We start from the raw sequence: 24,139 nt of genomic DNA, 5'->3' as shown, positions 1-24,139 counted from the left end.
GTTCGACGAGAAGATTTGCTTTGGCGTTCAGGCAACAATTGCGCTCTTCGCCGCTGGCAAACTTGCTGCTCGGTTATGAATCGGGAAAGGCGTGAGATTATCAATGCCTTGGGTTGGCCGATCGAAGTGGAAGACCGGTTTGATTTCACGGGTCGGCGATCCCGATATGTCAACCAGGTGCTTGGCTACGAGCTACAGTCAAAGCCTTGAAACAAGCCCAATGAAACACAGGCGATCAATCGAGCACGGAGAAGACGATGATAGAACGGCATATGGTGACGACAGCCTTTGAACTTCCGGGACACAAAATCGAGCGCTCACTCGGCATCTCTCGCGGGATCATCGTTCGATCCCGATCGATCGTCGGCGCGCTTGGCGCATCGCTGCAGACGATTTTCGGAGGCAACATCACGCTTTACACGTCGCTGTGTGAGCGAGCGCGACAGGACGCATACGAACGCATGATCGCGCAGGCGGCGGAACTGGGCGCGAACGGCATCGTCGGCATGCGGTATGACGCAACCGAGATAGCGAGAGGCATCACAGAGGTGTTGTGTTACGGGACGGCGGTCCACGCGACGTTACGGGTTTGACGAGCGCGTGCCGATCCGGGTCGAGGGCGTGGTTAGGTCGCCATGCACGAGGTCCGGATATCCGGCAACGACTCGCCTGAACGCGACGCAACGTGTGTAGTGCTTTGGAAGTGAAATGCGTTTGTACGCTTGCGCGAATCGTGGCACGATGGATTTTTGGCCGGGCGTGATTCTGGGCGACCCGCGCCAATGCTGGCGAATCGCTCAGGTGTCGAACACATCCATGCATCGCAGACGTTTTGTATTGGCTGCACTGAGTGCGGCAGGCGTGACGCTTCGCGCGCATGCCGCGCCGGCAAACCAGTTCGATATCGTTTACCCCCATTACCGCCCGGAAGACCGGGCGCGTGCCGTTTTCCCCCTCGCGGTGCTCGACCTCGCCATGAAAGCCGCGGGCGCCAACTACGTGGCGCGGGAAACCGACGTCCTGATGGAGCGGGGGCGGGCGCTGGCCGAACTCGCCGAACTGACTGGCCGCAGCAATGCCATCAATCTGCTCTGGACGAGCATGGGTGCAGAGGCGGAACGAGGGTTGAACGTGGTAAGGATTCCGATCAATCGCGGACTGATCGGTCACCGGGTTTTTATCATACGAAAAGATCGTCAGGGCGATTTCGACAAGGTGGAAAGCCTGTCCGATCTGAAGGCGTTGACAGGTGGTCAGGGGCTTGGCTGGATCGATACGGAAATCATGAGAGCAGCCGGTCTGAACATAGCGACCGTTCCCTATGAGACGGTGTTCGACATGATTCAGGGCGGTCGGCTCGACTATTTTCCGCGCGGTGTCGTCGAAGCTTTCGCGGAACTGGACGAGCCGCGGCACAGGGAGCGGAATCTGGCCGTTGAGAAGCGCCTGCTTCTGAAATACCGGTCGGACTTCATTTTCTACGTCTCCGCGCGCAACGTAAGCCTGGCCGAGACGATTAATGCGGGGCTGGTGAAGGCATATCTCGACGGATCGTATATGCGGTTGTTCAACTCGCACCCCTACATTCAGGACGCGCTGGCCCGTTCCGATCTCGCGAGCCGCAAGGTGTTCGTGCTCGACAATCCCTACCTGTCAGAAGGGGATCGCAGGATCCCGGACAAGTACTGGATGAGCTAGTGTCACGCGGGTTTGGCGGCGTGCTTTGCTTCAAGCGCCATTGTGTCGTCGGCCATCCTGAGAAAGCTGTTGACGATCGGATTGGTGGATTGAAGCTGCGGACATACCGTGAATCCCCGAAACATGACGTCCGGCGAAAACGGCCGGAACTGGATCTTCGCGGGATTGGTATCGAAAGTCGCAAGCGGATTCACGATGCCGATTCCCAACCCGCGCGACACCATCGCGCAAATCGTCGCACCGTATGGCGTTTCGATAGTCGGCACCTGATTGACTTCCGCCTGACGCAACACGCGATCCAGCGACGAACGCGTGTCGTCCGCATACGAAGGCAGAATCAGCCTTTCGTTACGCAGATCGCGTGCATGGATACGTTTGCGCGCAGTCAGCGGATGCCCGGCCGGCAGCGCACATACGCCGGGTAGCCGGTATAGCTCGGCGCTCGTCACGCCAAACGCATCGGGCGTAGTCGTAGCAAAGCCGATATCGCAATAGGCCGCCGAGGCCCAACGCTGGATCGTGCCTTCGCTGCGCATTTCCAGTGATATCGCGATGCGGGGATAGACGGCGAGAAAACGCTCGATCACCATCGGGATAAACGACAACGCCAGCACCGGCGCCGCGACGAGCCGTAGACGGCCACTGCCGAACTGACGGATTTCGCGCGCGGAATGCGCCAGTTTCTCGAGGCCCACAAAACTCCGGTCCACTTCGCGGTAAAACGCGCTCCCCGCGTCTGTAGCCTGAATCCGTCCGCCGTTGCGCGTGAACAGCGCCAGTCCCGTCGACGCCTCCAGTTCCGCAATCAACCGGCTGATGCTCGGCTGCGACGTGCCAAGCTCTTCGGCGGCGGCGGTCATCGAACCGCGCAACATGACCAGCCTGAACGCTTCGATTTGCCGTTGATTCATCCTTTTGCCCCGTCTGCCTTCGTTAATCCGGCTCCCAGCTTGCCATATCAAATTTGAATGGCAGACGTTTTTGGTCGTATTTGACCGGATGGTCGACGAAAACCTAGACTGGTTCGCATCTTCTCACCGGCCATAGACGATGCGCTCCGATGCCCTGCTGTTTCACGACGACTTCCGCGTGACCCCGTACTGGTGGGACACCGCGCCGCCCGAGACGGCTCGTGACGCGTTGCCGTCCGGCGTCGACCTGGTGATTGTCGGCAGCGGCTACTGCGGCTTGTCGGCGGCAGCGGTTGCGGCGCGCCTCGGCGCGAGCGTCGCCGTGCTCGACGCGGCGGAGATCGGGGCGGGCGGCAGCACGCGCAGCGGCGGCATGGTGTCGAGCGGACAGAAGCTCGCGCTGACCAATGCGATTCGTGGCGTATCGGCAGAGCGGCTGGCACGGCTGATGCGCGAGTCGATGGCGAGCTTCGACTACCTGAAGCGCCTGGTCGCCGAGGAGTCGCTCGACGCCGATCTGCAGATCACGGGCCGTTTCTTCGGCGCCTTCACGCCGCACCACTTCGATCGTCTGCGGCGTCAGGGCGACCTCCTGCGCGAGAAGACCGGCGTGACGGTGCACGTCGTGCCGCGCGCGGAGCAGCATACGGTGATCGGCTCCGACTACTACTACGGCGGGATTCTCGTCGATGAATACGGCGGTTTGCATACGGCCAAATATCATCGCGCGCTGCGCGATCTCGCGCGGCGTTGCGGCGCGACGTTGCATTCGCATGCGGGCGTGGAACGAATCGAACGCCATGGCGCGGGTTTTCGGGTTCATGCAACGCGCGGCAAAATCGACACGAAGCATGTGCTGGTCGCGACCAACGGCTACACCGGACGGCTGCTGCCGTTCTTCGCGCGGCGCGTGCTGCCGGTTGCGAGTTACCAGATCACGACGGAGCCGTTGCCGCCCGGACTGATGGCCGTGCTGAATCCGGGGCGGCGCATGATCAGCGATTCGAAACGCAATCTGTTCTACACGAGACCGTCACCCGACGGCACACGCATGCTGTTCGGCTCGCGCCCCGCCATTCGCGAGGTGAGCGAACGTGAAGCGGCGAGGATGCTGCACGCGAAAATGATCGAGTTGTGGCCCGCACTGCGCGACGTGCGCATCACGCACGCGTGGAAGGGCTACGTCGCAATGACGGGCGACAAGCTCGCCCATATCGGCGAGCAGGACGGCATTCACTATGCGCTCGGCTGCAACGGCAACGGTGTCGCGCTGATGAGCTATCTGGGCTCGCGAGTCGCAAGGTCCATGCTCGGGCTCGACGCGCAGGCGGGCGCATTCGGCGAGGGCGCCTTTCCGGTCAGCCCGGCCGGCATGGCGAGCCGCCTGAGCGTGCCGGTCGGCACGGCGCTCTATGCGTTCGACGATTTCTGGAGCGGCCGCGCGCGCGCCGCGCTTTCGTGACTGACGTCCCACCGCAGGTTCTTTCGACGGAGCAAACATCATGCGTTTTCGCCATCTTCTCAGCCTCATTGCGGTTGTCGTGCCTTTATCGTTCGCGTTGCAAGGCAACGCCCGTGCCGACGACAACGGCACGCTGACGCCCGGCAAGCTGGTCGCCGGTGTCGATGCGAACAACAAGCCGTATTCGTATATCGACAACGGCAAGATGACGGGCTTCGACGTCGAATTGCTGCGCGCCATAGCGGCGAAGCTCGGCCTGAGCGCCGAGTTCCGCGCGCAGGACTTCAGCGGACTGCTGCCGAGCGTAGCGAACCAGCAGATCGATCTGGCCGCCGGGTCGATTTCGATCACAAAGGAACGCCTGAAGATGGTCGATTTCTCTGAGGGCTATCTGACGGGCCTTCTGAGCGTAGCAACCTTGCCCGACAGCACGATCACAAGCGATCCGTCATCGGTGAAGGGCAAGCGGATCGGCGTCGTGCAGGGCACCATCGAGGACACGTATTCGGACAGCTACCTGCCGGGCGCGCAGATCGTGCGCTTTCCGAACCTGAATGCGGGATTCCTTGCGATGCGCTCGAAATATATCGATGGCTATTTCGTGGATAAAACGCTCGCAGAGGGCTTGCAAGGAAAGTATCCACAGATGAATATCGCGGACAAGCTCGACATCTCCGCCGTCAATCTGCCCGCCGGTTTTCCAGTGCACAAGGGCAACGCCAGGCTTGAGGCGGCGCTGAACAAAACCATCGGCGAACTGGTCGCGGACGGAACCTGGCTGAAGCTGTACCTGCAGTTCCACCCGGGTTATTCGAAGCCCGAGAGTCTGCCGCCTTACGCGATGAAGACCGGTAACTGATTGCGTCCGGCCGGCTGCGGACCGGCGGCTGAACCTACCGCTGAACCCGCCGCCGAGGCTCAACAGGGAGCGCACCATGAATGCTTTCTTGCAGAACTTTCTCGACTGGCCGCTGCTGATCTCGTCGATACCGTCGTTGCTGTGCACGGGCCTCGTCAACACGCTGGTGCTATCGGTGTTTTCAACCGTGCTGGGAATCGTCGCGGGCATGATGCTCGCGTTGATGACGGTGTCGCACATGCGCTGGCTGATGCTGCCCGCACAGGTGTTCATCGACGTGTTTCGCGGCCTGCCTGCCGCGCTCGTGATTCTGCTGGTCGGCCAGGGACTCGCGCCAGTGGGGCTCGCGATCTTCGGACCCAATCCATATCCGCTTGCGATCGTCGCACTTGGGCTGATCTCGTCCGCGTATATCGCGGAGATTTTCCGCTCCGGCATTCAAAGCGTGGGACGCGGACAACTCTCTGCGTGTCAGGCGCTCGGCATGACGTACTGGAGCAGCATGCGCCACGTGATCGTGCCGCAAGGCGTGCGGCGCATCTTGCCGGCGCTGGCGAACCAGTTCATTTCGATCGTCAAGGATTCGAGTCTGGTCTATTTTCTCGGCCTGCTGACTTCGCAACGCGATCTGTTTACGATCGGCCAGAACACGTCGGTGAATACCGCGAACCTGTCGCCGCTAGTGGCCGCGGGGGCGGTGTATCTGCTCGTGACCGTGCCGCTCACGCATGCGATCAATCACATCGATCGCTGGACCAACCGTCATGCGAATCCGGCGCGCGGCAATTCCAGTAGGGGATTGTCACGCCGGCAACGCAAGGCGCAGGCTTCGGCCAGTTCGACGGTCTCCGTCCGGGCCGGCATCGCCGATCAACATAACTAGTCTTCACAGGCAGGACACCAGCCACAATGGGACCCAAAGTAGAAACGGTCGCTGACGACACCACCTTGCCTGCGCAAGTCGATGTCGTCGTCATCGGCGGCGGCATTATCGGCGTGAGCACGGCCCTTTATCTGAGCGAGAAAGGATTGCAGGTCGCGCTATGTGAGAAAGGCCATATTGCCGGCGAGCAATCGAGTCGCAATTGGGGCTGGGTGCGCGTCACGCATCGCGACATGCGCGAGTTCGCCTTGAGTATCGAAAGCCTGAAGCTGTGGCGGAAAATGGATGCGACGCTCGGCATCGACACGGGCTTCAATCAATGCGGCATCCTCTACATGACCGACGAAGACAGCGTGATGGACAGTCATCACATATGGCTCGACAAGGCGCGCCACGTAGCGGGCGACACGTTCGACACACGCGTGGTAGACGGCAGTGCCGTTGCCGGACTGTTGCCCGGCGCGACGAAAGCCTTCAAAGGCGGACTTTACACACCCGGCGACGGCCGCGCCGAACCACAAAAAGCCGCACCGGCGATCGCGAATGCGTTGCGCAAACGCGGCGTCAAGATTCTGACGCCATGTGCCGCCCGTGGCATCGAAACGAGTGCAGGGCGTGTCAGTGCCGTCGTCACCGAGCACGGCACGATTCGCTGCAACAGCGTCGTCGTCGCGGGTGGTGCGTGGTCGCGGTTGTTTTGCGGCAACCTGGCCGTCGATGTCCCGCAACTGCTGGTAAAAGCCTCGGTGCTTCGCACCGGGCCGCTCGACGGCGGCCCGACCTGTAGCGCGAGCAACAAGAAATTCGCGTTTCGCAAGCGCGCCGACGGCGGCTATACGATCGCATTTGGCTTTCGCACCTATAGCGATCTCACGCCCGATTCATTTCGCCTGTTCTTCAAATATGTCGAAGCGTTGAAGAGCCAGTTGGGCTCGTTGCGCATCGGCATCGGCGCTCGCTTCTTCGACGAATTGCGCCGTCCCCGTCATTGGGCGCTCGACCGTCCCACCGCGTTCGAAGCGGTCCGCACGCTCGATCCCGAACCGATCGTCAAGTACACCGACGCCGGCTTGCGCGAATTCATCAAGGTCTTCCCGCATCTGGCGCACGCGCGAATCGCGCAGCGCTGGGCGGGATACATGGATGTGACGCCGGACGCGATTCCCGTGATCTCCGGTGTCGATACGGTGCCGGGCCTTTTTATCGGCACCGGCTTTTCGGGGCATGGATTCGGTATCGGCCCGGCGGCTGGAAAGCTGATGGCGGATCTGGTGACGAACGACAAGCCGCTTGTCGACCCGCACGCGTTCCGCCTCAACCGGTTCAGCGACGGAACGAAGATCGTGATCGACGCGGGCTTCTAGGCGGGTCCTTCCACGGCGCTATCCATGCAAAGCGCGGCGATTATTTGCCGAGCCACTTCGCGCTCATTTGCGCATACTCGCCATTCGCCTGGCTCAGATGCAGCCACTGGTCGACAAAGTGTTTGAACACATCGTCGCCGTTCGGCAGCAGGTAGCCCATCTCGGCATATTGCAGCGGCTTGTCCGGATTGACGGCACACAACTCGGGATGCGCCTTGCTCTGCACGATCGCCTCCGCCGCTTCGGTGACGAAAACATCGGCATGTCCCTTGACGAGCTCGTCGAAGATCGTGAGGTTGTCCGAGTGCATAGTCAACTGGGCATGGCTCAGTTTGGCCCTGGCGAACTTCTCGTTGCTGCCGCCCGGATTCGCGATCACGCGAACGGACGGTTGGTCGATCGCCTCAATCGACTGATATCTGGCGACGTTTTCGCAGCGTGTAAGCGGCGTTTTGCCATTGACCATATACGGCGTGCTGAAGTACGCCTGTTTCTGCCGCTCGAGCGAAACCGAAATGCCGCCAGCCGCGATATCGCATTTACCGGCGACGAAATCCGGCAGCAGGTTCGCCCAGGTGGTCTTGACGAATTGCGGTTTCGCGTTGAGGGCCGTAGCCAGCGATCCCATCAGATCGACGTCGAGTCCTTCGAATTCGCCCGGTGCTCGCTGGAAGCTGAACGGCTTGTAATCGCCCGGCGTGCACACCCGCAGAATGCCGCTCTGCGTGACACGTGAGAGCGTAGACGGCGCCGGCGTCTGCGCAAATGCAAAAGACTGCGCAAGCAGCAAGGTCAACGCGACAACACATTTCATAATCCAACTCCGTCAAGAATCAATTGAAAAGACCACACGGATTATCACAGCCAGAACTTCCAGAAAAAATATCCTGTCATCACAAAACTGAAGACGAGGATCAACACACGCAGCAGGTTGGCGTCGATGCGCTGGGCAACACGCGCGCCCCACAGGCCGCCGATCAGCGAACCGGCCATCATCAGCGCGGCCGAAGCCCACGCCACCTGTCCGCCCACCGCAAGCGCGGCGATCGACGCACCTGCCGCCACCGCGCCGAGCAGGTTCTTGAAGCCGTTCAGCAGTTGCGTCTCGCGCATGCCCGACATGCTCAGGCCGGCCATGACGATGATCCCACTGCCCGCATTGAAGTAGCCGACCATCAGGCTCGCGAAGAACTGGATCGTCGTATGAAGCCGTGTGGCTTGTCCGCCGGAGGGCGCTGCCGCATCGGTGGACCGGCGGGCCGCGGCCACCACGCGTGGCGCCAGCAGGAACATCAGCGTAGCCAGCAACATCAGGAGGGGAATGGCACGCGTGAACGTCGCGGCCGGTGTCATGAGAAGGAGGGCGCCGCCCGTCACGCCACCGGCGAGGCTGGCTGCCGCATAGCGCAGTAGCCGGCGGGAGTCGCCGAAGAGACGATGCCGGTAGCCGTATGCGGCCGTTATCAGGCCGGGCCACGCGGCCACGGCGCTGGTCGCGTTCGCAACCGTTGGCGGTACGTTAAAGAACAGCAGTGCCGGCAGCGTGACGAAACTGCCGCCGCCCGCGATCGCGTTGATCACGCCGCCGCACAGGCTGGCGAGGAAGAGAAAAGGGTATTCGTAGGGATGCACGTGGGACCTCGCAAGAAGGCCCTCAGTGTCAGGGTTATCCCGAGGCGGAATTTATTCTTATCGGAGCGCTTGCGCCGCGCCAAAAAAAGGAAATCTTTTTGATCATCCGCATCGCGAGCGTTTTCTGCTTTTTGACCAACGCACAGTGGTTCAAGTCGTGGTGGCGGGCAGTCCGGATGCGCTATCGACGACGATGTTCCGTGTGTCCTGGCCGTGCGCGCCCCGACGCGTTTGCCATAACGTGATGTCATGGGCACCACAACAATTGCGGCGTTGTCGCCACTAAATAGACTCACTATATTTGGCTCAATGCGCATTACATCCACGATCTCTTGCGCTTAACCCTTTCGAGGACAAAGTCGTGATCAAGAAGCCAACGTTGCGCCCGCTTGCCGCGGTTCTGATTCTTGGTGTCGCGGGTCTGGTGCCTGCGTGTCTCACGCCTGTCTTTGCGGCGGGGAAGATTACCTTTGTTTCTCAAGGCGGCACGTATCAGGAAGCGCAGACCAAGGCGATTCTCGACCCCGCGGCGAAACTGCTGAACATTACCGTGAACCAGGACAGCATCCCGGACGCGTGGCCGCAGATCAAGGCGCAGGCCGCAACCGGCAAGCCGATCTGGGACGTGGTGGATACGCCGACGTCCAACTGTCTGCGCGGCGGCCACGAAGGTCTGCTGGAGAAGCTGGATTTCTCGAAGATCCCGAATGGGGCCGCGATGCCCGAGAAATACCGCACGCCGTATTCGGTCGCCTATGAGTTCTATTCGACGGTCATCGGCTACAACAAGAAGACGTTGAAGAAAGTGCCGCAGAGCTGGGCCGATTTCTGGAACGTGAAGGGATTCCCCGGCACGCGCGCGTTGCGCAACGATCCGCAGACCGTACTCGAAGCCGCGCTTCTCGCAGACGGCGTGCCGCGCGACAGGCTTTATCCGCTCGACGTCGATCGTGCGTTCAGGAAGCTTCAACAGATCAAGCCGGACGTGACCGTCTGGTGGACGTCGGGGGGACAGTCGGCGCAATTGCTGCACGACGGCGAAGTCGACATGACGATGATCTGGAACGGCCGCGCGAGCGCCGTGCGTAAAGACAACCCCGATATCGACTTCACGTTCAACGATGGCATTCTTCAGAACACGCAGTTGTGCGTGCTGAAGAACGCGCCGAACCTGGCCGACGCGATCAAATTCGTCAACGCCGCTGTCTCGCCCGAATTGCAGGCGAACCTGCCGTTGTACATCGACTATGGCCCGGGCAATCCGGCAGCCTTTAAAACCGGCAAGATCGACGCGAAACGCGCGGGCGAATTGCCGAGTTCGCCGGACAATGCGGCGAAGCAGGCGCTCATGTCGGAGGAGTGGTGGGCCTCGGACGCCGGCATTCAGGCAAAGGCGCGCTGGCTCAAGTTCATGCAGTAAAGCGCAGGCCGCTCGCGACGCGCGGGCCCGCGCGCACGTTTTGCTCGCCCGCTCCGCACGTTTCTACGTCCGCATCATCATCGAACGTGATCGACTATCTGATTCTCGGCGGCGGGTCGGCCGGCTGCGTGCTCGCCGCGCGTCTATCCGAAGAGGCCGGCAAGACCGTCTACCTCGTCGAGGCGGGCCGCAATATCTCGCAGACGGACATGCCCGCTGCCGTGCGCAGCCGGTATCCCGGCCGCGCCTATCTCGACACGGCGAACATCTGGAAGCGCCTGAAGGCGCGCATGAGCGCGTCGGCGACGGCACGGCGCTATGAACAGGCCTGCCTGCTCGGCGGCGGCTCGGCGATCAATGCGCTGATGGCGAATCGCGGCGCGCCCGCCGACTACGACGAATGGCATGCACTCGGCGCACACGGGTGGAACTGGAACGCCTGCCTGCCGTACTTCCGCAAGCTCGAAGACGATTGCGACTTCGACGGCGAACTGCATGGCAAGACCGGCCCCGTTCGCATCCAGCGCACGAACTGGGCGCGCATCTCACCCTTCGTGCGCGCGGTGCTCGACACGCTCGCCGCGCGCGGCCACATGCGGCGCGACGATCAGAACGGCGCATGGGAGGACGGCACGTTCATCGGATCGATCGCCGTGAGCGAGGCCGGTGAGCGCATCCCGACGTCGGTCTGCTATCTCGACGACGCCGTGCGCGCCCGCGCGAATCTCCAGATCCGCACCGGTATGCTCGTCGAGCGTGTGCTGTTCGACGGCGCGCGCGCGGTCGGTGCGCGCATCGTTAGTAGCAGCGAAGGTGGGGGAGAAGAACTGCGAGCCGCGCAGGTAATCGTCTGCGCGGGCGCGATCCACAGTCCCGCGCTGCTGATGAGAAGCGGCATCGGACCGGCCGCCGAGCTCGTCGCGCTCGGTATCGACGTGCGCGTGGACCGGGGCGGCGTCGGCGGCAATCTGATGGAGCATCCGTCGATCGCCGTCTCCGCGGTTTTGCCGCGAGGTGCCCGCACAGCGTTTCCCGACGAACATCACGAGCAGGCCATCGTGCGCTTTTCGTCAGGCATGCACGACACAGTGCCCGGCGACATGCACGGTGCGATTCTGTCTCGTTCGGGCTGGCATTCGGTCGGCTACCGGCTCGGCACGATCTTCTTCTGGGTGAACAAGTCGTACTCGCGCGGCCGTGTGACGCTGACGTCGGCGAGTCCGCAAAGCGAGCCCGCTGTCGATTTCAACATGCTGTCCGATGCGCGCGATCTCGAACGCCTGAAACGGGCGTTGCGCTTCGGCGCCGAAACGCTGGCCGATCCGATAATGGCGAAGCATTGCGCGACGCTGCTGCCTTCGAGTTATTCGCCGCGCGTCGCGAGTGTGGCCGTGCCGGGTGCGTGGAATGCGTTGCAACGCGGCGTGCTGAGCGCGCTGCTGGACGTCGCGGGGCCGTTTCGCGCGTGGCTCGTGCGGCGCGTGGTCACTCAGGGCGTGACGCTGAAAGACCTGCTTGCCGACGATCGTGCCTTGACGAAGTTCGTCTCGCGCTCGGTGGGCGGCACCTGGCATCCGTCGGGAACCTGCCGGATGGGCGTCGCGGACGATCCGCTCGCTGTCTGCGATGCGCGTGGCGCCGTGTACGGTGTCAGCGGACTCTATGTATGCGATGCGTCGCTGATGCCGTCGATACCGTGCGCCAACACGAACGTGCCCACCATCATGATCGCGGAGCGCATCGCGGATATGCTGCGTGGCCGAGTCTGAATGCCGTGCCGGGCTGAAATAGTCACGCTGTGGTCTCACGCCAGTCCGGCAAGCGGCGGAGCGCCCAGTCGCACTGAGTGCAGTTGCCCTGAGTCGCCTCAGTCTCCGTAGCCCACGATGCCTTTCACTTCGAGAAACGCTTCGAGCCCCCACTCGGCGTATTCACGTCCGTTGCCTGACTGCTTGTAGCCGCCGAAAGGCGAGCCCGCGTCCCATGACGGGTAGTTCAGGTACACGCTGCCCGCCCGCAACCTGAACGCCACACGCCGCGCGCGTTCGTGATCGGCGGATTGCACATAGGCCGCGAGGCCGAAGGGACTGTCGTTCGCAATCGCGATTGCGTCTTCTTCGTCGCGATACGGCATGATCGCCAGCACGGGTCCGAAGATCTCTTCGCGAGCGATCGTCATCGAAGGACGCACGTTTGCGAACACCGTAGGTTGCACGTAATAGCCGCGTTCCAGACCTTGCGGACGACCGAGGCCACCGGTCACCACCTGCGCACCCTCGTCGATGCCGATCGCGATCAGCCGCTCCACGCGCTCGAACTGCACGCTGCTGACAACCGGACCCATGGTCGTGCGCTCGTGATTGGCGGGGCCGACGCGATGTGCTTCCGCCGCTCGCCGCGCGACCGCCACCGCTTCGTCATGGCGCGCCGCGGGCACGAGCATGCGCGTCGGCGCATTGCACGACTGGCCGCTGTTGTTGAAGCACGCGTTGACGCCCGCCGTCACGGCCGCTTCAAAATCGACGTCGTCCAGCAGGATGTTGGCCGACTTGCCACCCAGTTCCTGATGCACGCGCTTGACGGTCGGCGCCGCGAGCTTCGCGATCTCGATGCCCGCGCGTGTCGAACCGGTGAACGACACCATGTCGACATCGGGATGCGCCGCGAGCGCCGCGCCGGCCGTCGGCCCATCGCCGTTCACGAGATTGAAGACGCCCGGCGGCACACCGGCCGCGTCCAGAATCTCAGCGAACAGCAGCGCGTTGAGCGGTGTGACTTCGCTAGGCTTGAGCACCATCGTGCAGCCGGCCATGATGGCGGGCGCGGCCTTGCAGACGATCTGATTGATCGGCCAGTTCCACGGTGTGATCAGCGCGACGACGCCCACCGGTTCGTGATTGACGAGCGTAGTGCCTTTTTTGCGCTGCCATTCGAATGTTTCGCAGGTGCGGATCAGTTCGTCGAGATGCCAGCGCCCGATTCCCGCCTGCCACGCATGCGCCATGGCGCGCGGCGCGCCCAGCTCACGCGAGATCGTGTCGCCCATCTCATCATGCCGTTCGAGAAAGACTTCAAGAATGCGGCGGATCAGTGCGAGGCGCTCGGCGGGCGAGGTCTGCGAGAACGACGGGAACGCGCGTTTTGCCGCAGCGACCGCGCGATCGATATCGGCCGGCGTGCCCATTGCCACTTCGGCGAACGGTTCTTCGGTGCAGGGATCGATGACGGGCAGGCGTGCCGTGCTCGACGGCTCGACCCACGCGCCATCGATATAGAACTTCAGTGCATTGATCATGTGAGAGGGAGTAGGTGAAGTTCAGGCTCGCGCCGCGCCGGAGCGCCGGCTCACCACGACGATCATGACGAGGCACAGCGTCAGCGCGGTAAGCATTGTACTGATCGCGGCGATAGTCGGATCGATCTCGTCACGCAACGTGACGAACATGCGGCGCGTCAGCGTCTGGTTCGAGCCGCCCGACACGAAGAGTGCGACCACCGTTTCGTCGAGCGCCTGAATGAACACGAACACGGCGCCGGAGATCACGCTCGCCTTGATCTGTGGCAGCGTCACCGTCATGAAGCTGCGAAAGCGATTCATGCCGAGGCTGCGGGCGACCATCTCCTGGGTGCGGTCGAAAGTGCGAAGATCGGCGCCGACCGAGATCAGCACATACGGCAGCCCTAGCATCGTATCCGCGAGAATCAGACCACCGAGCGTATTCACATAGCCGGCCTGCGAATAGACGAAAAACACCCCCACCGCGACGATGATGATCGGCACCATCAACGGCAGCATCAGCAGTGTGCGCAGATAGCGCATGATCCAGTGCGTGCCGTTCTGGATCGCGTAGGCGGCGCACACGCCCAGCGGCGTGGCGAGCAGCGCGGCACAGGTCGAGGCGATCAGCGTGGTGCGCGCGGCGTCGATCCACGCGGGGTTGTCGAAGAACGAGTGATACCAGCGCAGCGAATAGGCGGGCGGGGGGAACGTCATGAAGCGCGTGTCGGAGAACGACAGCGGCACGACGATCAGCACCGGCACCATGAGGAACAGGAGAATCGACACGACCGCCGCGCCGAGGACGATCCGTCCGAACGAGAGCTTTGCCGAGGGTTTTGTCATTTCGCGCCCAGGGTCTTTTCGAGTGGCACCACGCGGCTCGCGGCGTAGAAGATCGCGAACACGCAGATCAGCAGCACGACGCTCACCGCGCTCGCCGCGCCCCAGCTGTTATAGATCTCCACGTTGCGGCTCACCACCATCGACACCATGATCGACTTGCCGCCGCCCATCAACTCGGGCGTGATGTAGAAGCCGAGGCACAGCACGAACACGAGGGTAACGCCGGCGAACACGCCGCTCATCGAGAGTGGCAGGAACACGCGTATGAACACATGCAGCGGCGAGCCGCCCAGACTCGCGCCCGCCTGCGAGAGACTCGGCGGGATCTTCTGCATGGCGGAATAGAGCGGCAACACCATGAACGGCAGCAGGATATGAACCATCGCGATGACCGTGCCGAACTGGTTATAGGCGAGCTGCACCGGCCGGTCGATCAGGCCCGAGGCGATCAAGGCCTTGTTGACGAGGCCGGTGCGCTGCAGCAGCACGAGCCACGCGTAAGTGCGCACGAGCACGCTCGTCCAGAACGGCAGGATGACCATGCCGAGGACAAGCGCGCTCAGCTTCGGGGGCAGCGAGGCCGCGAAGTAGGCTACCGGGTAGCCGAGCAGCAGCGTGATCACGGTCACGACAATACTCAGCCTGAACGTGAGCAGGAAGGTGTCGAGGTAGGCGCCCGTGAACATCCGCCGATAGTTCTCGAAAGTGAAGCCGTCGTGCCAGATCGATTGCCACGACAGCCACGCGAGCGGCACGACGAGCAGCACGACAATTACGAGGAGCGCCGGCGCCAGCAGCAGAAGCATCGTGCGATCTTCACGCCGCTGGTAGCGCGCGGCCGGATCGGACCCGATGGCCTGCATCAATGTGGATCCCTGGAGCAACCGTTTGGCGGTCGTCATCATGCACCTACGGCGTCGAGAAACTGATACCACGCGGCGACGAACCTCACACCCGGCGCGCGCAGCGTATGAAAAGGCACAGGCCGCAGACCCGGTGCGCCGAGCAGCGAAAGCTCGGGCGTCTCGCCGAGGGCGAGCGCGGCGGCATGCTGTCCGAGCAGACTGGCCATCGCGACACCTGCTCCGTTATACCCCAGACAAAAGGTCGTGGCATCGTCGCTGCGCCCGACGTGCGGCAGCGAATTGAACGTCATGCCGACATAGCCCGACCAGCGATACGCCACGCGCACGCCCGCGAGATCGGGAAAGAGCGCGACCATCGCCCGCTGCAGCGCATCGAAGCCGGTCATCTGTCCTTCCTTGCCGAACGCGTCGCGTCCGCCGAACACCATGCGGCCATCCACCTTGCGGAACCACTTCATCATGCGCCGCGTTTCGGTGTAGCTGCGACGCTCGACCATCAGGCGCGCGTCGAGCTCGGCGGGCAGGCGTTCGGTGGCGATCATTGCGCTGCGGAACGGCACGAGTTCGCGCTGATAGGGCGAGGTGGCCGGCGTGAGGTCCGAGTAGGCATTGGTCGCGACGACGACCTGCTTCGCGCGCACCGTGCCGCCTGGCGTGCGCAACGTCGCGTGCGTATCGCCGGGCGCGCGGTGCATCTGCAGGACCGGCGTCGATTCGTGAATCGGCACGCCGCGCAGTGTCAGGCCGCGGGCGAGGCCACGCACGTATTCGAGCGGCAGGATCGTGCCCGCATCCGCGCTCAGCACACCGCCGACAAAACCCTTCGAGCCCGTCTCGCGCTCGACTTCGGCGCGCGATTGCACGGTCATCGAGGTATCGCCGAGCCTCGTGCGCACCCAGTCGGCTTCGGCGCAGATTGCCGCGAGCGCGCGCTCGGTATGCGCGCAGCGCAGGCTGCCCGTATGCTCGAAGCGGGCTCGCGTGAGCCCGAACTCGTCGACCAGCGATTCGACGACCCGCACGCCTTCATGCGCGAGCCGGTGCATGCGCTTCGCGGTATCGAGGCCGTGCAGCTGGTCGATCGTGGGGAACGACAACCTGAATTTCGACGAAACCACGCCGCCATTGCGCCCGCTCGCGCCCCAGCCGACCACGTTCGCGTCGAGCAAGGCGCAACCGACACCGCGTTTTTGCAGCGCGTAAGCCGCGGCGAGACCCGAGTAGCCCGCGCCGATCACCGCGACTTCGACGTCGAGATCGCGCGCGAGCGGCGCGCCGGAAGTCACTGCCGCACCCGCATCGGGCGAGGCGGCAGCAAGCGCTTGCCAGAGCGAGTCGGGCAGGGGCGAGGGGCGTGCCGTCGGCGCGAGCATCGGCTTAGGCGGCGAGACGCACTTCGGCTTCGACCGCATCCGCGAGGGCGGCGAGCGTCGGGAACGTGAACGTCGGCGTCGTCACGGCCTCGGGCACCGGCGTCGCGCCGAAGCCTCGCTTGCCCTGGCGGCGCTCGATCCAGCACGTTGCATAGCCGAGTTGCGTGGCGACGCCGATGTCGTGGTACTGGCTTTGCGCGGTGTGCAGGATCTCGCCGAACTTGTAGCCGAATGCCGCCTGACGGCCGCGGTTGTAGGCGAAGAATTGCGGATCGGGTTTGGCGACGCCGGTTTCGTCGCAGCAGACCGTGTCGTCGAACGGATCGCCGAGCGTGTGAGCATAGGCCGACAGCGCGACGCGGTCCGCATTCGTCATCGCGACCAGACGGAAGTGTTTGCGCAGACGCTTGAGCGCGGCGACCGAGTCGGCGAATGCGGGCCATTCGAGCACGTCGCGCTGGAAGGCGGCGGCCGATTGCGCGTCGTCGGGCAGACCGAGTTCCTTCGCCAGCGACAGGTAGACGTTGGCCATCTCATGGCTCGAGCGGCCCGGATGGGTCGCGCGGCCGCGCATGTACGGTTCGAAGATCTGGTCGTCGGTCAGGTCCTTCGCCGCCGGGCCGCCGAGGCGCCGCACGGAGGCGAGCACGCCGCGCTCGAAGTCGATGAGTGTGCCGACGACGTCGAACGTCAGGACCTTGAAATCGGTGAGCTTCATGAAATCATCCTTTTGCAGTGTGCTGTGAAGTTTGCTGTGAAAGCGGGAGAGGAAATACCCCAGGCATGGGCGGATAAAAAATGAGGGGAATCAGGCGGGCACGACGATCGTGTCCTGCGGATCGAGAACGACGCTCATGGGCGCGCCCGGCTCGGGAATGCGCCGGCGCGCGTCGTGGCCGCCGGGCTGCCTGAGGCTGATGGCGGTGCCGTCGGCGAGCGTTGCGAACACGCGCAGGCTTTCGCCCTGATAGAGCACCTCGGTGACGCGGCACGACAGACGATTCACGCCCTCGTGCCGATCGCCGCCGTCGATCACGAGCTTCTCGGTCTGCACCGCGAGCAGCAGCTTGTCGCCGCGCGGCAGCGGATGCGCGGTGCGCAGAACCGTATCGCCGAGACGCACGGCGTCGTCGCCGGCGCGCGTCACGGCGAGCAGCGTCGCCTCGCCGATGAAGCTCGCCACGAACGCGTCGCAAGGCCGGTCGTAGAGGCGCTCGGGGGTGTCGATCTGCACGAGCCGGCCGTTCTTCAACACGGCCACGCGGTCGCTCATGGTGAGCGCCTCGCGCTGATCGTGGGTCACATAGACGATCGTCGCGCCGAGCTTGCGATGCAGCCGCCGCAGCTCGATCTGCATGGTCTCGCGCAGTTGCTTGTCGAGCGCGGAGAGCGGCTCGTCCATCAGGATCAGTTGCGGCTCGAAGACCATTGCGCGGGCGAGCGCCACGCGCTGGCGCTGGCCGCCCGACAATTGGCCGATGCCGCGGCTCTCGTAGCCCGAGAGTTCGACCATCGCCAGCGCATCGGCGACCTTCTTCGCCCACGTTGCTTTCGGCAGACGCCGCGCGCGCAGCGGAAACGCGACGTTCTCGCCCACGCTCATGTGCGGAAAGAGCGCGTAGTTCTGAAAGACGATGCCGATGTCCCGTTTGTGCGGCGGCGCAAATGTAATGTCGCGCTCGCCGACCCAGACCGCACCTGAACTCGGCTGCACGAAGCCGCCGAGGATGCCGAGCAGGGTGGTCTTGCCCGACCCCGACGGACCGAGCAGCGAGACGAATTCGCCCGGCGCGATATCGAGCGACACGTCGTCGAGCGCCACTACCGGGCCATAACGTTTTGCTGCCGATCGGATCGAAACACCTGTCTTCGCTCGTGCGTCCATTGCGTCCTGTCTCGCTGTAGAGGCCTGCGTCAGGGAAAATATAGGCCGCGTCATTAATGACGGCAATTCCCAAATTGTTGGATAAGGCATAACATCAGGTCATGCCTAACCTTCGCAAAAAACTGCCGAGCGCCAATGCGCTGTTCGTGTTCGAAGCTGCTGCGCGTTGCGGCAACTTCACGCGTGCGGCGCAGGAGCTCTATGTCAGCCAGCCTGCGGTGAGCCGCATGCTCTCGCGCATGGAAGATCATCTCGGCGTGCGTCTTTTCGAGCGCGTGCGCGGTGGGATCGAGCTGACTGAGAACGGCCGGATCCTTTACCGGAAAATATCCGAAGGCTTCAATGGCATAGAAGGCGCAATACGCGAGATCGAGGCGCGCGCGACGGGGGTCGAGTCGGTGTCGCTGTCGGTGTCCACCGCGTTCACCACGCACTGGCTGATGCCGCGCATGAGCCGGCTGAACCAGGCGTTTCCGAATGTCGATTTAAGGTTTCAGCTGATCTCAGGGCGCATTGGCGGACCGCTCGTCGATGTCGATCTCGGCATGCGCTTCATGCGCGAAGACGAGATCGGCGAGAACAGCGTGCTGGTGATGCCGGAGACGTTGCTGCCGGTGTGCAACCGGCGCTATCACGAGACGGTCTCGACCGAAACGGGCCGCGCGCACGGCGATACGGTGATCGTGATGGACGACGGCGAGCGCGGCTGGCATGAGCGCTTCGCCGCGTTTGCGGCGCATGGGCGGCACGCCGCGAGCATGCTGAGCTTCAACGACTACGCTATCGTCGTGCAGGCGGCGCTGCTCGGGCAAGGCGTCGCGCTCGGCTGGCTCAACGTGGTGTCGCATTGGCTCCTCGAGGGCGCGCTGCTACCGGCCGAGGAGGAACTGATCGTAACGAACCGGCGCTGCTGTCTGGTGTGGCCGGAGAATCGGCCGTTGCGGCCGGTTGCCGCGGACGTGCGCGACTGGATCATTGCGGAGACCCGCGCCGACGTGTCCGCGGTCGATCGGAATTATCCGGAGCTGGGGTTGCGGCGTTCGCTGGCGGAGGCGGGTCTCGTGATCTGAACGGCGCAGGATGAGGCGCGACGGTTCAGACGCCAGCCGGCCTCCCCAACACAATCAAGCCGCAATCAGGCCAGATCGCGCCCCCCGGTTTCTTCCAGCATCGACACCGCCCCGAGCGAAATGACGACGCACGCGATCATGTACCACGCCGGCGCCATCGTATTGCCCGTCGCCTTGATGAGCCACGCGACGACGAGCTGCGCCGTGCCGCCGAACACCGACACCGCCACGGCATACGCGCTTGCCAGATAGCCTGCGCGCACGTGCTTCGGAAAGTTCTCCGGCATGAGCGCATAGGCGGGCGCCGACCCCATCGTGTAGAAGAACATCAAAAGAATAATCAGGCCGATGACGACGGGCAGCGTCGGAAACTGGTTCATCAGCCAGAACGCGGGGTACAGCAGCGCGATCAGCACCACGCGTCCGAAGACGGTCAGCGGCTTTCTACGGCCCATGCGGTCCGACAGCGCGCCCCAGATCGGGCACATGATCAGCGAGACGCAGGCGGCGCCGATCGAGACCAGCATCGAGAGCTTGGGCGGCATCTTCAGGTACTGAATCGAGTAAGTCGGGATGTAGTACATCAGCACGTAGGTCGCGACCGTCATGCCCATGATCGCGAAGACGGTCAAGAACCATTTGCGCACGAGGGCCGGTTCGAAACGCGAGTGCTCCGTTCTGACGGGCTCGTCGTCCACGATATGCCGGCGCAGATACACGCCCACGGGCATGATCAGCGTGCCGGCCAGAAACGGAACACGCCATCCCCAATCGAGCAGCTCCGGGCCGCTCAAGTGATAGTTGAGCAGCGCAGCCATGCCCGAGCCGAGCAGCGCGGCCGCGCCCTGGCTCGCCAGTTGCCAGCTGGCGCGAAAGCCACGCGCTTTTGCGGAGCCGGTTTCCAGCAGCGTCGCGGTGGCTGCGCCAAACTCGCCGCCTTGCGCAAAGCCCTGCACGAGGCGCGCTATCAGGGGGATGAACAAGGTAAGCGCAATTTTCTATCATAAGCCTTGAAGTTATGAAATGCGGTCGGCTTATATTTAGATCGCCATAATTGCCTGGCCGCCTAAATGCCAGGACACCGTCGCAATCCCAGTGCTGCCTCGTCAAGGGCCTGGATCAAGGCGGGTATTGGCGTCCATCGACTGCCTTGTACGGTAAAGCGGGCCGTCGCATCGACAACCTTCGCAGTGCCCTCCTTGTCGTTACGGCCCAGGTTGGATGCCATGAAGACTTCAAACAGCGAGCTACCGCGCTGCTTGATCTGATCGACATTGAGACGGCCCTGCGCATCAAAAGTGACAATCACAAAATCTCGATTGATTACTTGCACGGGCTTGCGGTCCACCAGTTCAATGGTCAGGTTTGCGAGGTGTACACGCTGATCTGCAAACTCCGGCAGGCGATGACTGTCCGGAGCACCGAGCATGTTCCAGTAACGCGTCACTCCGATCTTTCGGATGCCGTCGTCCGGCGTGATCAGAAACGTTCGAATCGCGTAGCCCATTTTTCGTTCGTTCCCAAGCCTGTCTCATTTGGCCGGTTCACGGTCGGTGCGCTTATGCTTCAGGTCTTACGCACCCCGAATGCCTGATCGAACTGCCGTGCTCGCTGTACTTCGTCGCTATGCAGATAGGTCGACGTTGTCGAGATCGACGAATGGCGCAGATTATCGCGCACCATGATCAATTCGGCGCCTCGGGCCAGCGCGTGCGACGCATGCGTGTGGCGCATCCAGTGCGGGCTCGCGCGGCGCAGCTTTTCGGCGATCGCCGGCCGATCATCCTGGATTGCATCGGCCACCAGCACGAAGAACCGTCGCAGCACGCGCCAGAGCCGTCTGGGTTCGATGCCCGCGCCATCTTCCTCAAGGCTCGCGACGAGCGGCGTCGCCGGGCTCCAGCGTGTCGGCGTGACCGGCAGCCCGCGCTGCACGAGATACTGATCCAGCGCGGTCCGAGCGAGCGACGGCAGGGTCACCTTGCCGAGCTTGCCACCTTTGCCGAGTACGTGCAGCCAGTGATCGCCGTGCTCGTCGCGGCGGATGTGGCCGAGCGTCGCGCCGACCAGTTCGCTCGCGCGCAAGCCGGTCGCGTAGCCGAAGTCCAGCAGGAAGCGGAGGCGCTGCGCGGCCGGCACGCTCCAGCTGTACGACCATTCGAGGCCGTCGGCGAGTGCGCGGATCAACAACCACTCGCCCTCGGTGAATCCCCGGGACACGTCCAGTCCCGCACGCTGCGCGTGGCTCTTGATCTTGACGCCGGCGAACGGATTCGCGAGCACGTAGTGCTGCTCGACCAGCCAGCGAAACAACGCCGACAGCACGTTTAGCGCGTACGCTGCCGAGCGGGCGGACAGCGGACCGGTGAACGGCCGCCATTCGATACTGTGCCGCGGCCGTGATGGTCCGACCCAGCGCTCGCGTGGCGTCGGCCGCCGCAGGAAACCGCGATAGGCGATCGCGTCGTCGGTCGTCAACGACGACAGCGCGCGGCCGCGCTCGACGATCGCCCACAGGACTAGGCGTTCGGCCTCTTTTCGGTACGCGCGCTGCGTGGCGGTCGACTCGTGCAGCGACAGCCAGGACTGGATCGCCTCGTAGTCGTTGGGCGCATTCAGCAGGCAGGCGGTTCGCGGCGCGCGGAACTGGCCGCGCGAACCGTCGACCTCATGCGGCACGCGCAGCTGTTCCCACGGCATGATGCCGCCGGACGGTGCTGCGACGATCAATGCCCGTGCGCGTTCGGTCAGGGACGGATGGGCGGCGAAGAACGCCTCGATGCGGCGAGCGCTGGCGACGCCGAGTCCGGCGATCGCGGACCACCAGCGACGCCGCCGCGGAATCCGCACGGTCAGGTCGGCCAGCGTCCGAAGCCCATGTGCATGCAGCGCCTCGACAATGCGCGGCGGCAGCCACAGGTCGACCGCGTCGGTGATCAGTGGCGCGGGCGCCGGTAGATTGCGGAGAACCTCGATCGCGCGGGCCACGCCGTCGGCCGCCGCACGCGTCGGGTAATCGACGAACGCGGCCGCCAGGTCTGCGCGGTGGCGGGCCTGTGCGTACGCGATGAGCTGCCGGCGAATCCGGCCGAGCATGCCACGCGACGACGCTCCGACCGCCCGGCGGTCGCCCAGATAGCGGGCAACGGCGGTCCGCGCGTCCAGGCCGGCGTACCAGCCGCGCAGTGTGGCGAGTTCGGCTTCGCCCGGGAAGTCGGGCCCGTTGTCGTCGACGGGAAGGGTCTCGCGCGTTTTCATGATCAGCAGTTTAGATCAAATTCGACTATGGACTGATAATAGCGGTTATCTGTCCAGAATCGACTGGAAGCTTACCCGTTTCGTTCGCTTGCCGTCACGCGGTCGGCCCACGAAAACAGCACGCCGGGCGCGGGCGTGGCCCTTCCTGACAAGCCCTTGCGGCGCTGTATATCGGTGACGGCATGCTTCTAGCCGATCCCCGCAGCCAATCAGAGGCTCGGAGTACATTTGTCGAGTGGCGTCGGCATATGCAGTTGGATGTGGGCCGTACTGGAGTCGAACCAGTGACCAACGGATTAAAAGTCCGCTGCTCTACCAGCTGAGCTAACGGCCCGGCTCGCCCGATATCCGCCCGCCATCATGGCACTTCTTGCGTGCCTGCCCTAGCCGATATCGATCGTGCGACTCGCGGATCGCGCCGGCTCGGATTTTGGCACGGTCAACGTGAGTACACCGTTGTCAAACTTTGCCAAGGCATGATTGGGGTCGGCGTTTTCCGGCATCGGGATCGTGCGCATGAAGCTTCCATGGGCGCGCTCCAGCCGGTAGCAGCCGTTTTCCTCGCTGCGCACATCCTGCTTTTTCTCGCCGCGCAGCACGATCGCCCCGTCCTCGACGCTCACATTCAGGTCTTCGCGCTCCATTCCGGGCAGTTCGGCGGTCACGCGCAGCACCTGCCCTTCATCGACGACATCGATGCGCGGCTGGAAGCGCGATGAACTGAAGTCGCCAAACCATCGTTCGAGCGCGCCACGGCCTGCAAACGGGTCATGAAAGAACTCCTCCACCGCACGCCACGGTTCGCGTGAGAACAGTCGCGGAATGTCAGGCCACGAGGCTCGCCACTGTTCGCTTGTCGGTGGGCTTTCCGGGCCTTCTGCATCGGACTTGCGGGCAGCTCCGCGAAGGAACTTGAAGGGGTTCCACTTTTTCAGATCGGTATTCATAGCGTCCTCCGATTCAGCTTCAATCTGTTTTGAGCGTGACGGCCAGCGCATCAGGTAGCGAGCGCGCCCTGAGCTTCGATTGCTCCAGGCACCCCGCGATCGATCAGTTTCACCGCGTACTCGACCGCATCGCGCTGCGCTTCGGCCGCGCTCGTCCAGCGTTCGCTGAAGCGCGGCAGATGCCAGTCGGCTAACACCTCGTCGTTCCGGTCGATCCGGACGATCGCGATATAGCCGTCCGGTGCGGACATGCGTGTCAGGATCTGTCGCACGGGAATCGTGCGGATGCGGATCGCATGTCCTTTCCAGGACTCCTGCGTGACATCAGACACCGGCGCCCCCTGTTTCTGGTTCGTGGCGGCGGCAGCGCACGCGCTGCCGCCCATGC

23 protein-coding genes and 1 tRNA gene are annotated in these 24,139 nt (G+C 63.4%); 9 read left to right on the top strand and 15 right to left on the bottom strand.

Going from position 1 to position 24,139, the window contains the following annotated elements; genetic code table 11:
• The first annotated feature begins 257 nt into the window (after nt 1–257).
• Entirely contained in the window at nt 258–593 is a 336-nt protein-coding gene (locus DSC91_RS16055) for a YbjQ family protein (RefSeq protein WP_115779885.1), read from the top strand.
• Nucleotides 594–708: 115 nt separating this feature from the next.
• Complete coding sequence (locus DSC91_RS16050) at nt 709–1,698, top strand: hypothetical protein (RefSeq protein WP_308422883.1); 990 nt, start codon at nt 709–711, stop codon at nt 1,696–1,698.
• Nucleotides 1,699–1,700: 2 nt separating this feature from the next.
• Here the strand turns inward: DSC91_RS16050 and DSC91_RS16045 are convergent, their stop codons facing one another.
• Entirely contained in the window at nt 1,701–2,609 is a 909-nt protein-coding gene (locus DSC91_RS16045) for a LysR substrate-binding domain-containing protein (protein ID WP_115779884.1), read from the bottom strand.
• A gap of 139 nt (nt 2,610–2,748) precedes the next feature.
• On the opposite strand from DSC91_RS16045, the gene DSC91_RS16040 reads away from it, so the two are divergent.
• The 4 genes from DSC91_RS16040 to DSC91_RS16025 all read left to right on the top strand — a co-directional run bounded on the left by DSC91_RS16040 (nt 2,749) and on the right by DSC91_RS16025 (nt 7,177).
• Nucleotides 2,749–4,071, top strand: coding sequence for an NAD(P)/FAD-dependent oxidoreductase (locus DSC91_RS16040; RefSeq protein ID WP_115779883.1), 1,323 nt, complete (start codon nt 2,749–2,751; stop codon nt 4,069–4,071).
• 40 nt (nt 4,072–4,111) lie between these two features.
• Nucleotides 4,112–4,930: a substrate-binding periplasmic protein gene (locus tag DSC91_RS16035; protein WP_229758395.1), complete on the top strand. Its 819-nt coding sequence runs from the start codon at nt 4,112–4,114 to the stop codon at nt 4,928–4,930.
• A gap of 76 nt (nt 4,931–5,006) precedes the next feature.
• On the top strand, nt 5,007–5,813 hold the full coding sequence (locus DSC91_RS16030) for an amino acid ABC transporter permease (RefSeq protein WP_115779882.1): 807 nt from the start codon (nt 5,007–5,009) through the stop codon (nt 5,811–5,813).
• Between the two features lie 26 nt (nt 5,814–5,839).
• Entirely contained in the window at nt 5,840–7,177 is a 1,338-nt protein-coding gene (locus DSC91_RS16025; protein WP_115779881.1) for an NAD(P)/FAD-dependent oxidoreductase, read from the top strand.
• Nucleotides 7,178–7,217: 40 nt separating this feature from the next.
• On the opposite strand, the gene DSC91_RS16020 is transcribed toward DSC91_RS16025, so the two are convergent.
• On the bottom strand, nt 7,218–7,991 hold the full coding sequence (locus DSC91_RS16020; protein WP_115779880.1) for a transporter substrate-binding domain-containing protein: 774 nt from the start codon (nt 7,989–7,991) through the stop codon (nt 7,218–7,220).
• 44 nt (nt 7,992–8,035) lie between these two features.
• Nucleotides 8,036–8,809, bottom strand: a complete 774-nt coding sequence (locus tag DSC91_RS16015; RefSeq protein WP_162831427.1) for a sulfite exporter TauE/SafE family protein — start codon at nt 8,807–8,809, stop codon at nt 8,036–8,038.
• A 361-nt stretch (nt 8,810–9,170) separates the two neighbouring features.
• Between DSC91_RS16015 and DSC91_RS16010 the strand changes: the two genes are divergently transcribed.
• Nucleotides 9,171–10,229, top strand: a complete 1,059-nt coding sequence (locus tag DSC91_RS16010; RefSeq protein ID WP_115779878.1) for an ABC transporter substrate-binding protein — start codon at nt 9,171–9,173, stop codon at nt 10,227–10,229.
• A gap of 86 nt (nt 10,230–10,315) precedes the next feature.
• Nucleotides 10,316–11,998, top strand: a complete 1,683-nt coding sequence (locus tag DSC91_RS16005) for a GMC family oxidoreductase (protein ID WP_115779877.1) — start codon at nt 10,316–10,318, stop codon at nt 11,996–11,998.
• 98 nt (nt 11,999–12,096) lie between these two features.
• Here the strand turns inward: DSC91_RS16005 and DSC91_RS16000 are convergent, their stop codons facing one another.
• From DSC91_RS16000 to DSC91_RS15975, 6 genes are all read right to left on the bottom strand, one after another.
• Nucleotides 12,097–13,524, bottom strand: a complete 1,428-nt coding sequence (locus DSC91_RS16000) for an aldehyde dehydrogenase family protein (RefSeq protein ID WP_115779876.1) — start codon at nt 13,522–13,524, stop codon at nt 12,097–12,099.
• A gap of 21 nt (nt 13,525–13,545) precedes the next feature.
• Nucleotides 13,546–14,352, bottom strand: a complete 807-nt coding sequence (locus DSC91_RS15995) for an ABC transporter permease (RefSeq protein WP_115779875.1) — start codon at nt 14,350–14,352, stop codon at nt 13,546–13,548.
• Nucleotides 14,349–15,257 carry an ABC transporter permease gene (locus DSC91_RS15990; RefSeq protein WP_115779874.1) on the bottom strand — a complete coding sequence of 303 codons (909 nt, stop codon included), beginning with the start codon at nt 15,255–15,257 and terminating at the stop codon, nt 14,349–14,351. Before DSC91_RS15990 ends, DSC91_RS15995 begins: the two co-directional genes overlap by 4 nt.
• Entirely contained in the window at nt 15,254–16,591 is a 1,338-nt protein-coding gene (locus tag DSC91_RS15985) for an NAD(P)/FAD-dependent oxidoreductase (protein WP_115779873.1), read from the bottom strand. Before DSC91_RS15985 ends, DSC91_RS15990 begins: the two co-directional genes overlap by 4 nt.
• Nucleotides 16,592–16,595: 4 nt before the next feature.
• Nucleotides 16,596–17,309 carry an HAD-IA family hydrolase gene (locus DSC91_RS15980; protein WP_115779872.1) on the bottom strand — a complete coding sequence of 238 codons (714 nt, stop codon included), beginning with the start codon at nt 17,307–17,309 and terminating at the stop codon, nt 16,596–16,598.
• 90 nt (nt 17,310–17,399) lie between these two features.
• Entirely contained in the window at nt 17,400–18,476 is a 1,077-nt protein-coding gene (locus DSC91_RS15975) for an ABC transporter ATP-binding protein (RefSeq protein WP_115779871.1), read from the bottom strand.
• Between the two features lie 101 nt (nt 18,477–18,577).
• Here DSC91_RS15975 and DSC91_RS15970 point away from each other — a divergent pair, with 101 nt between their 5' ends.
• On the top strand, nt 18,578–19,546 hold the full coding sequence (locus DSC91_RS15970; protein ID WP_115779870.1) for a LysR family transcriptional regulator: 969 nt from the start codon (nt 18,578–18,580) through the stop codon (nt 19,544–19,546).
• Nucleotides 19,547–19,611: 65 nt separating this feature from the next.
• Here DSC91_RS15970 and DSC91_RS15965 read toward each other — a convergent pair whose 3' ends face one another.
• The 6 genes from DSC91_RS15965 to DSC91_RS38025 all read right to left on the bottom strand — a co-directional run bounded on the left by DSC91_RS15965 (nt 19,612) and on the right by DSC91_RS38025 (nt 24,137).
• Nucleotides 19,612–20,529, bottom strand: a complete 918-nt coding sequence (locus tag DSC91_RS15965; RefSeq protein ID WP_229758394.1) for an MFS transporter — start codon at nt 20,527–20,529, stop codon at nt 19,612–19,614.
• 83 nt (nt 20,530–20,612) lie between these two features.
• On the bottom strand, nt 20,613–21,053 hold the full coding sequence (locus DSC91_RS38235) for a hypothetical protein (protein ID WP_229758415.1): 441 nt from the start codon (nt 21,051–21,053) through the stop codon (nt 20,613–20,615).
• Nucleotides 21,054–21,112: 59 nt separating this feature from the next.
• The gene (locus tag DSC91_RS15955) at nt 21,113–22,804 is read right to left on the bottom strand and encodes a phage integrase family protein (protein ID WP_162831289.1); all 1,692 of its coding nucleotides are present in this window, start codon (nt 22,802–22,804) and stop codon (nt 21,113–21,115) included.
• A 261-nt stretch (nt 22,805–23,065) separates the two neighbouring features.
• A tRNA-Lys gene (locus DSC91_RS15950) sits at nt 23,066–23,138 on the bottom strand.
• 49 nt (nt 23,139–23,187) lie between these two features.
• Nucleotides 23,188–23,751 (bottom strand): Hsp20/alpha crystallin family protein, encoded by a 564-nt coding sequence (locus tag DSC91_RS15945; protein ID WP_064269506.1) that lies wholly within the window; start codon nt 23,749–23,751, stop codon nt 23,188–23,190.
• A gap of 50 nt (nt 23,752–23,801) precedes the next feature.
• Nucleotides 23,802–24,137 (bottom strand): DUF6566 family protein, encoded by a 336-nt coding sequence (locus DSC91_RS38025; RefSeq protein WP_208645762.1) that lies wholly within the window; start codon nt 24,135–24,137, stop codon nt 23,802–23,804.
• Between the last annotated feature and the right edge of the window lie 2 nt (nt 24,138–24,139).

This window comes from Paraburkholderia caffeinilytica, assembly GCF_003368325.1.
GTDB lineage: Bacteria > Pseudomonadota > Gammaproteobacteria > Burkholderiales > Burkholderiaceae > Paraburkholderia > Paraburkholderia caffeinilytica.
This window is presented reverse-complemented; position numbering and strand designations above follow the sequence as displayed.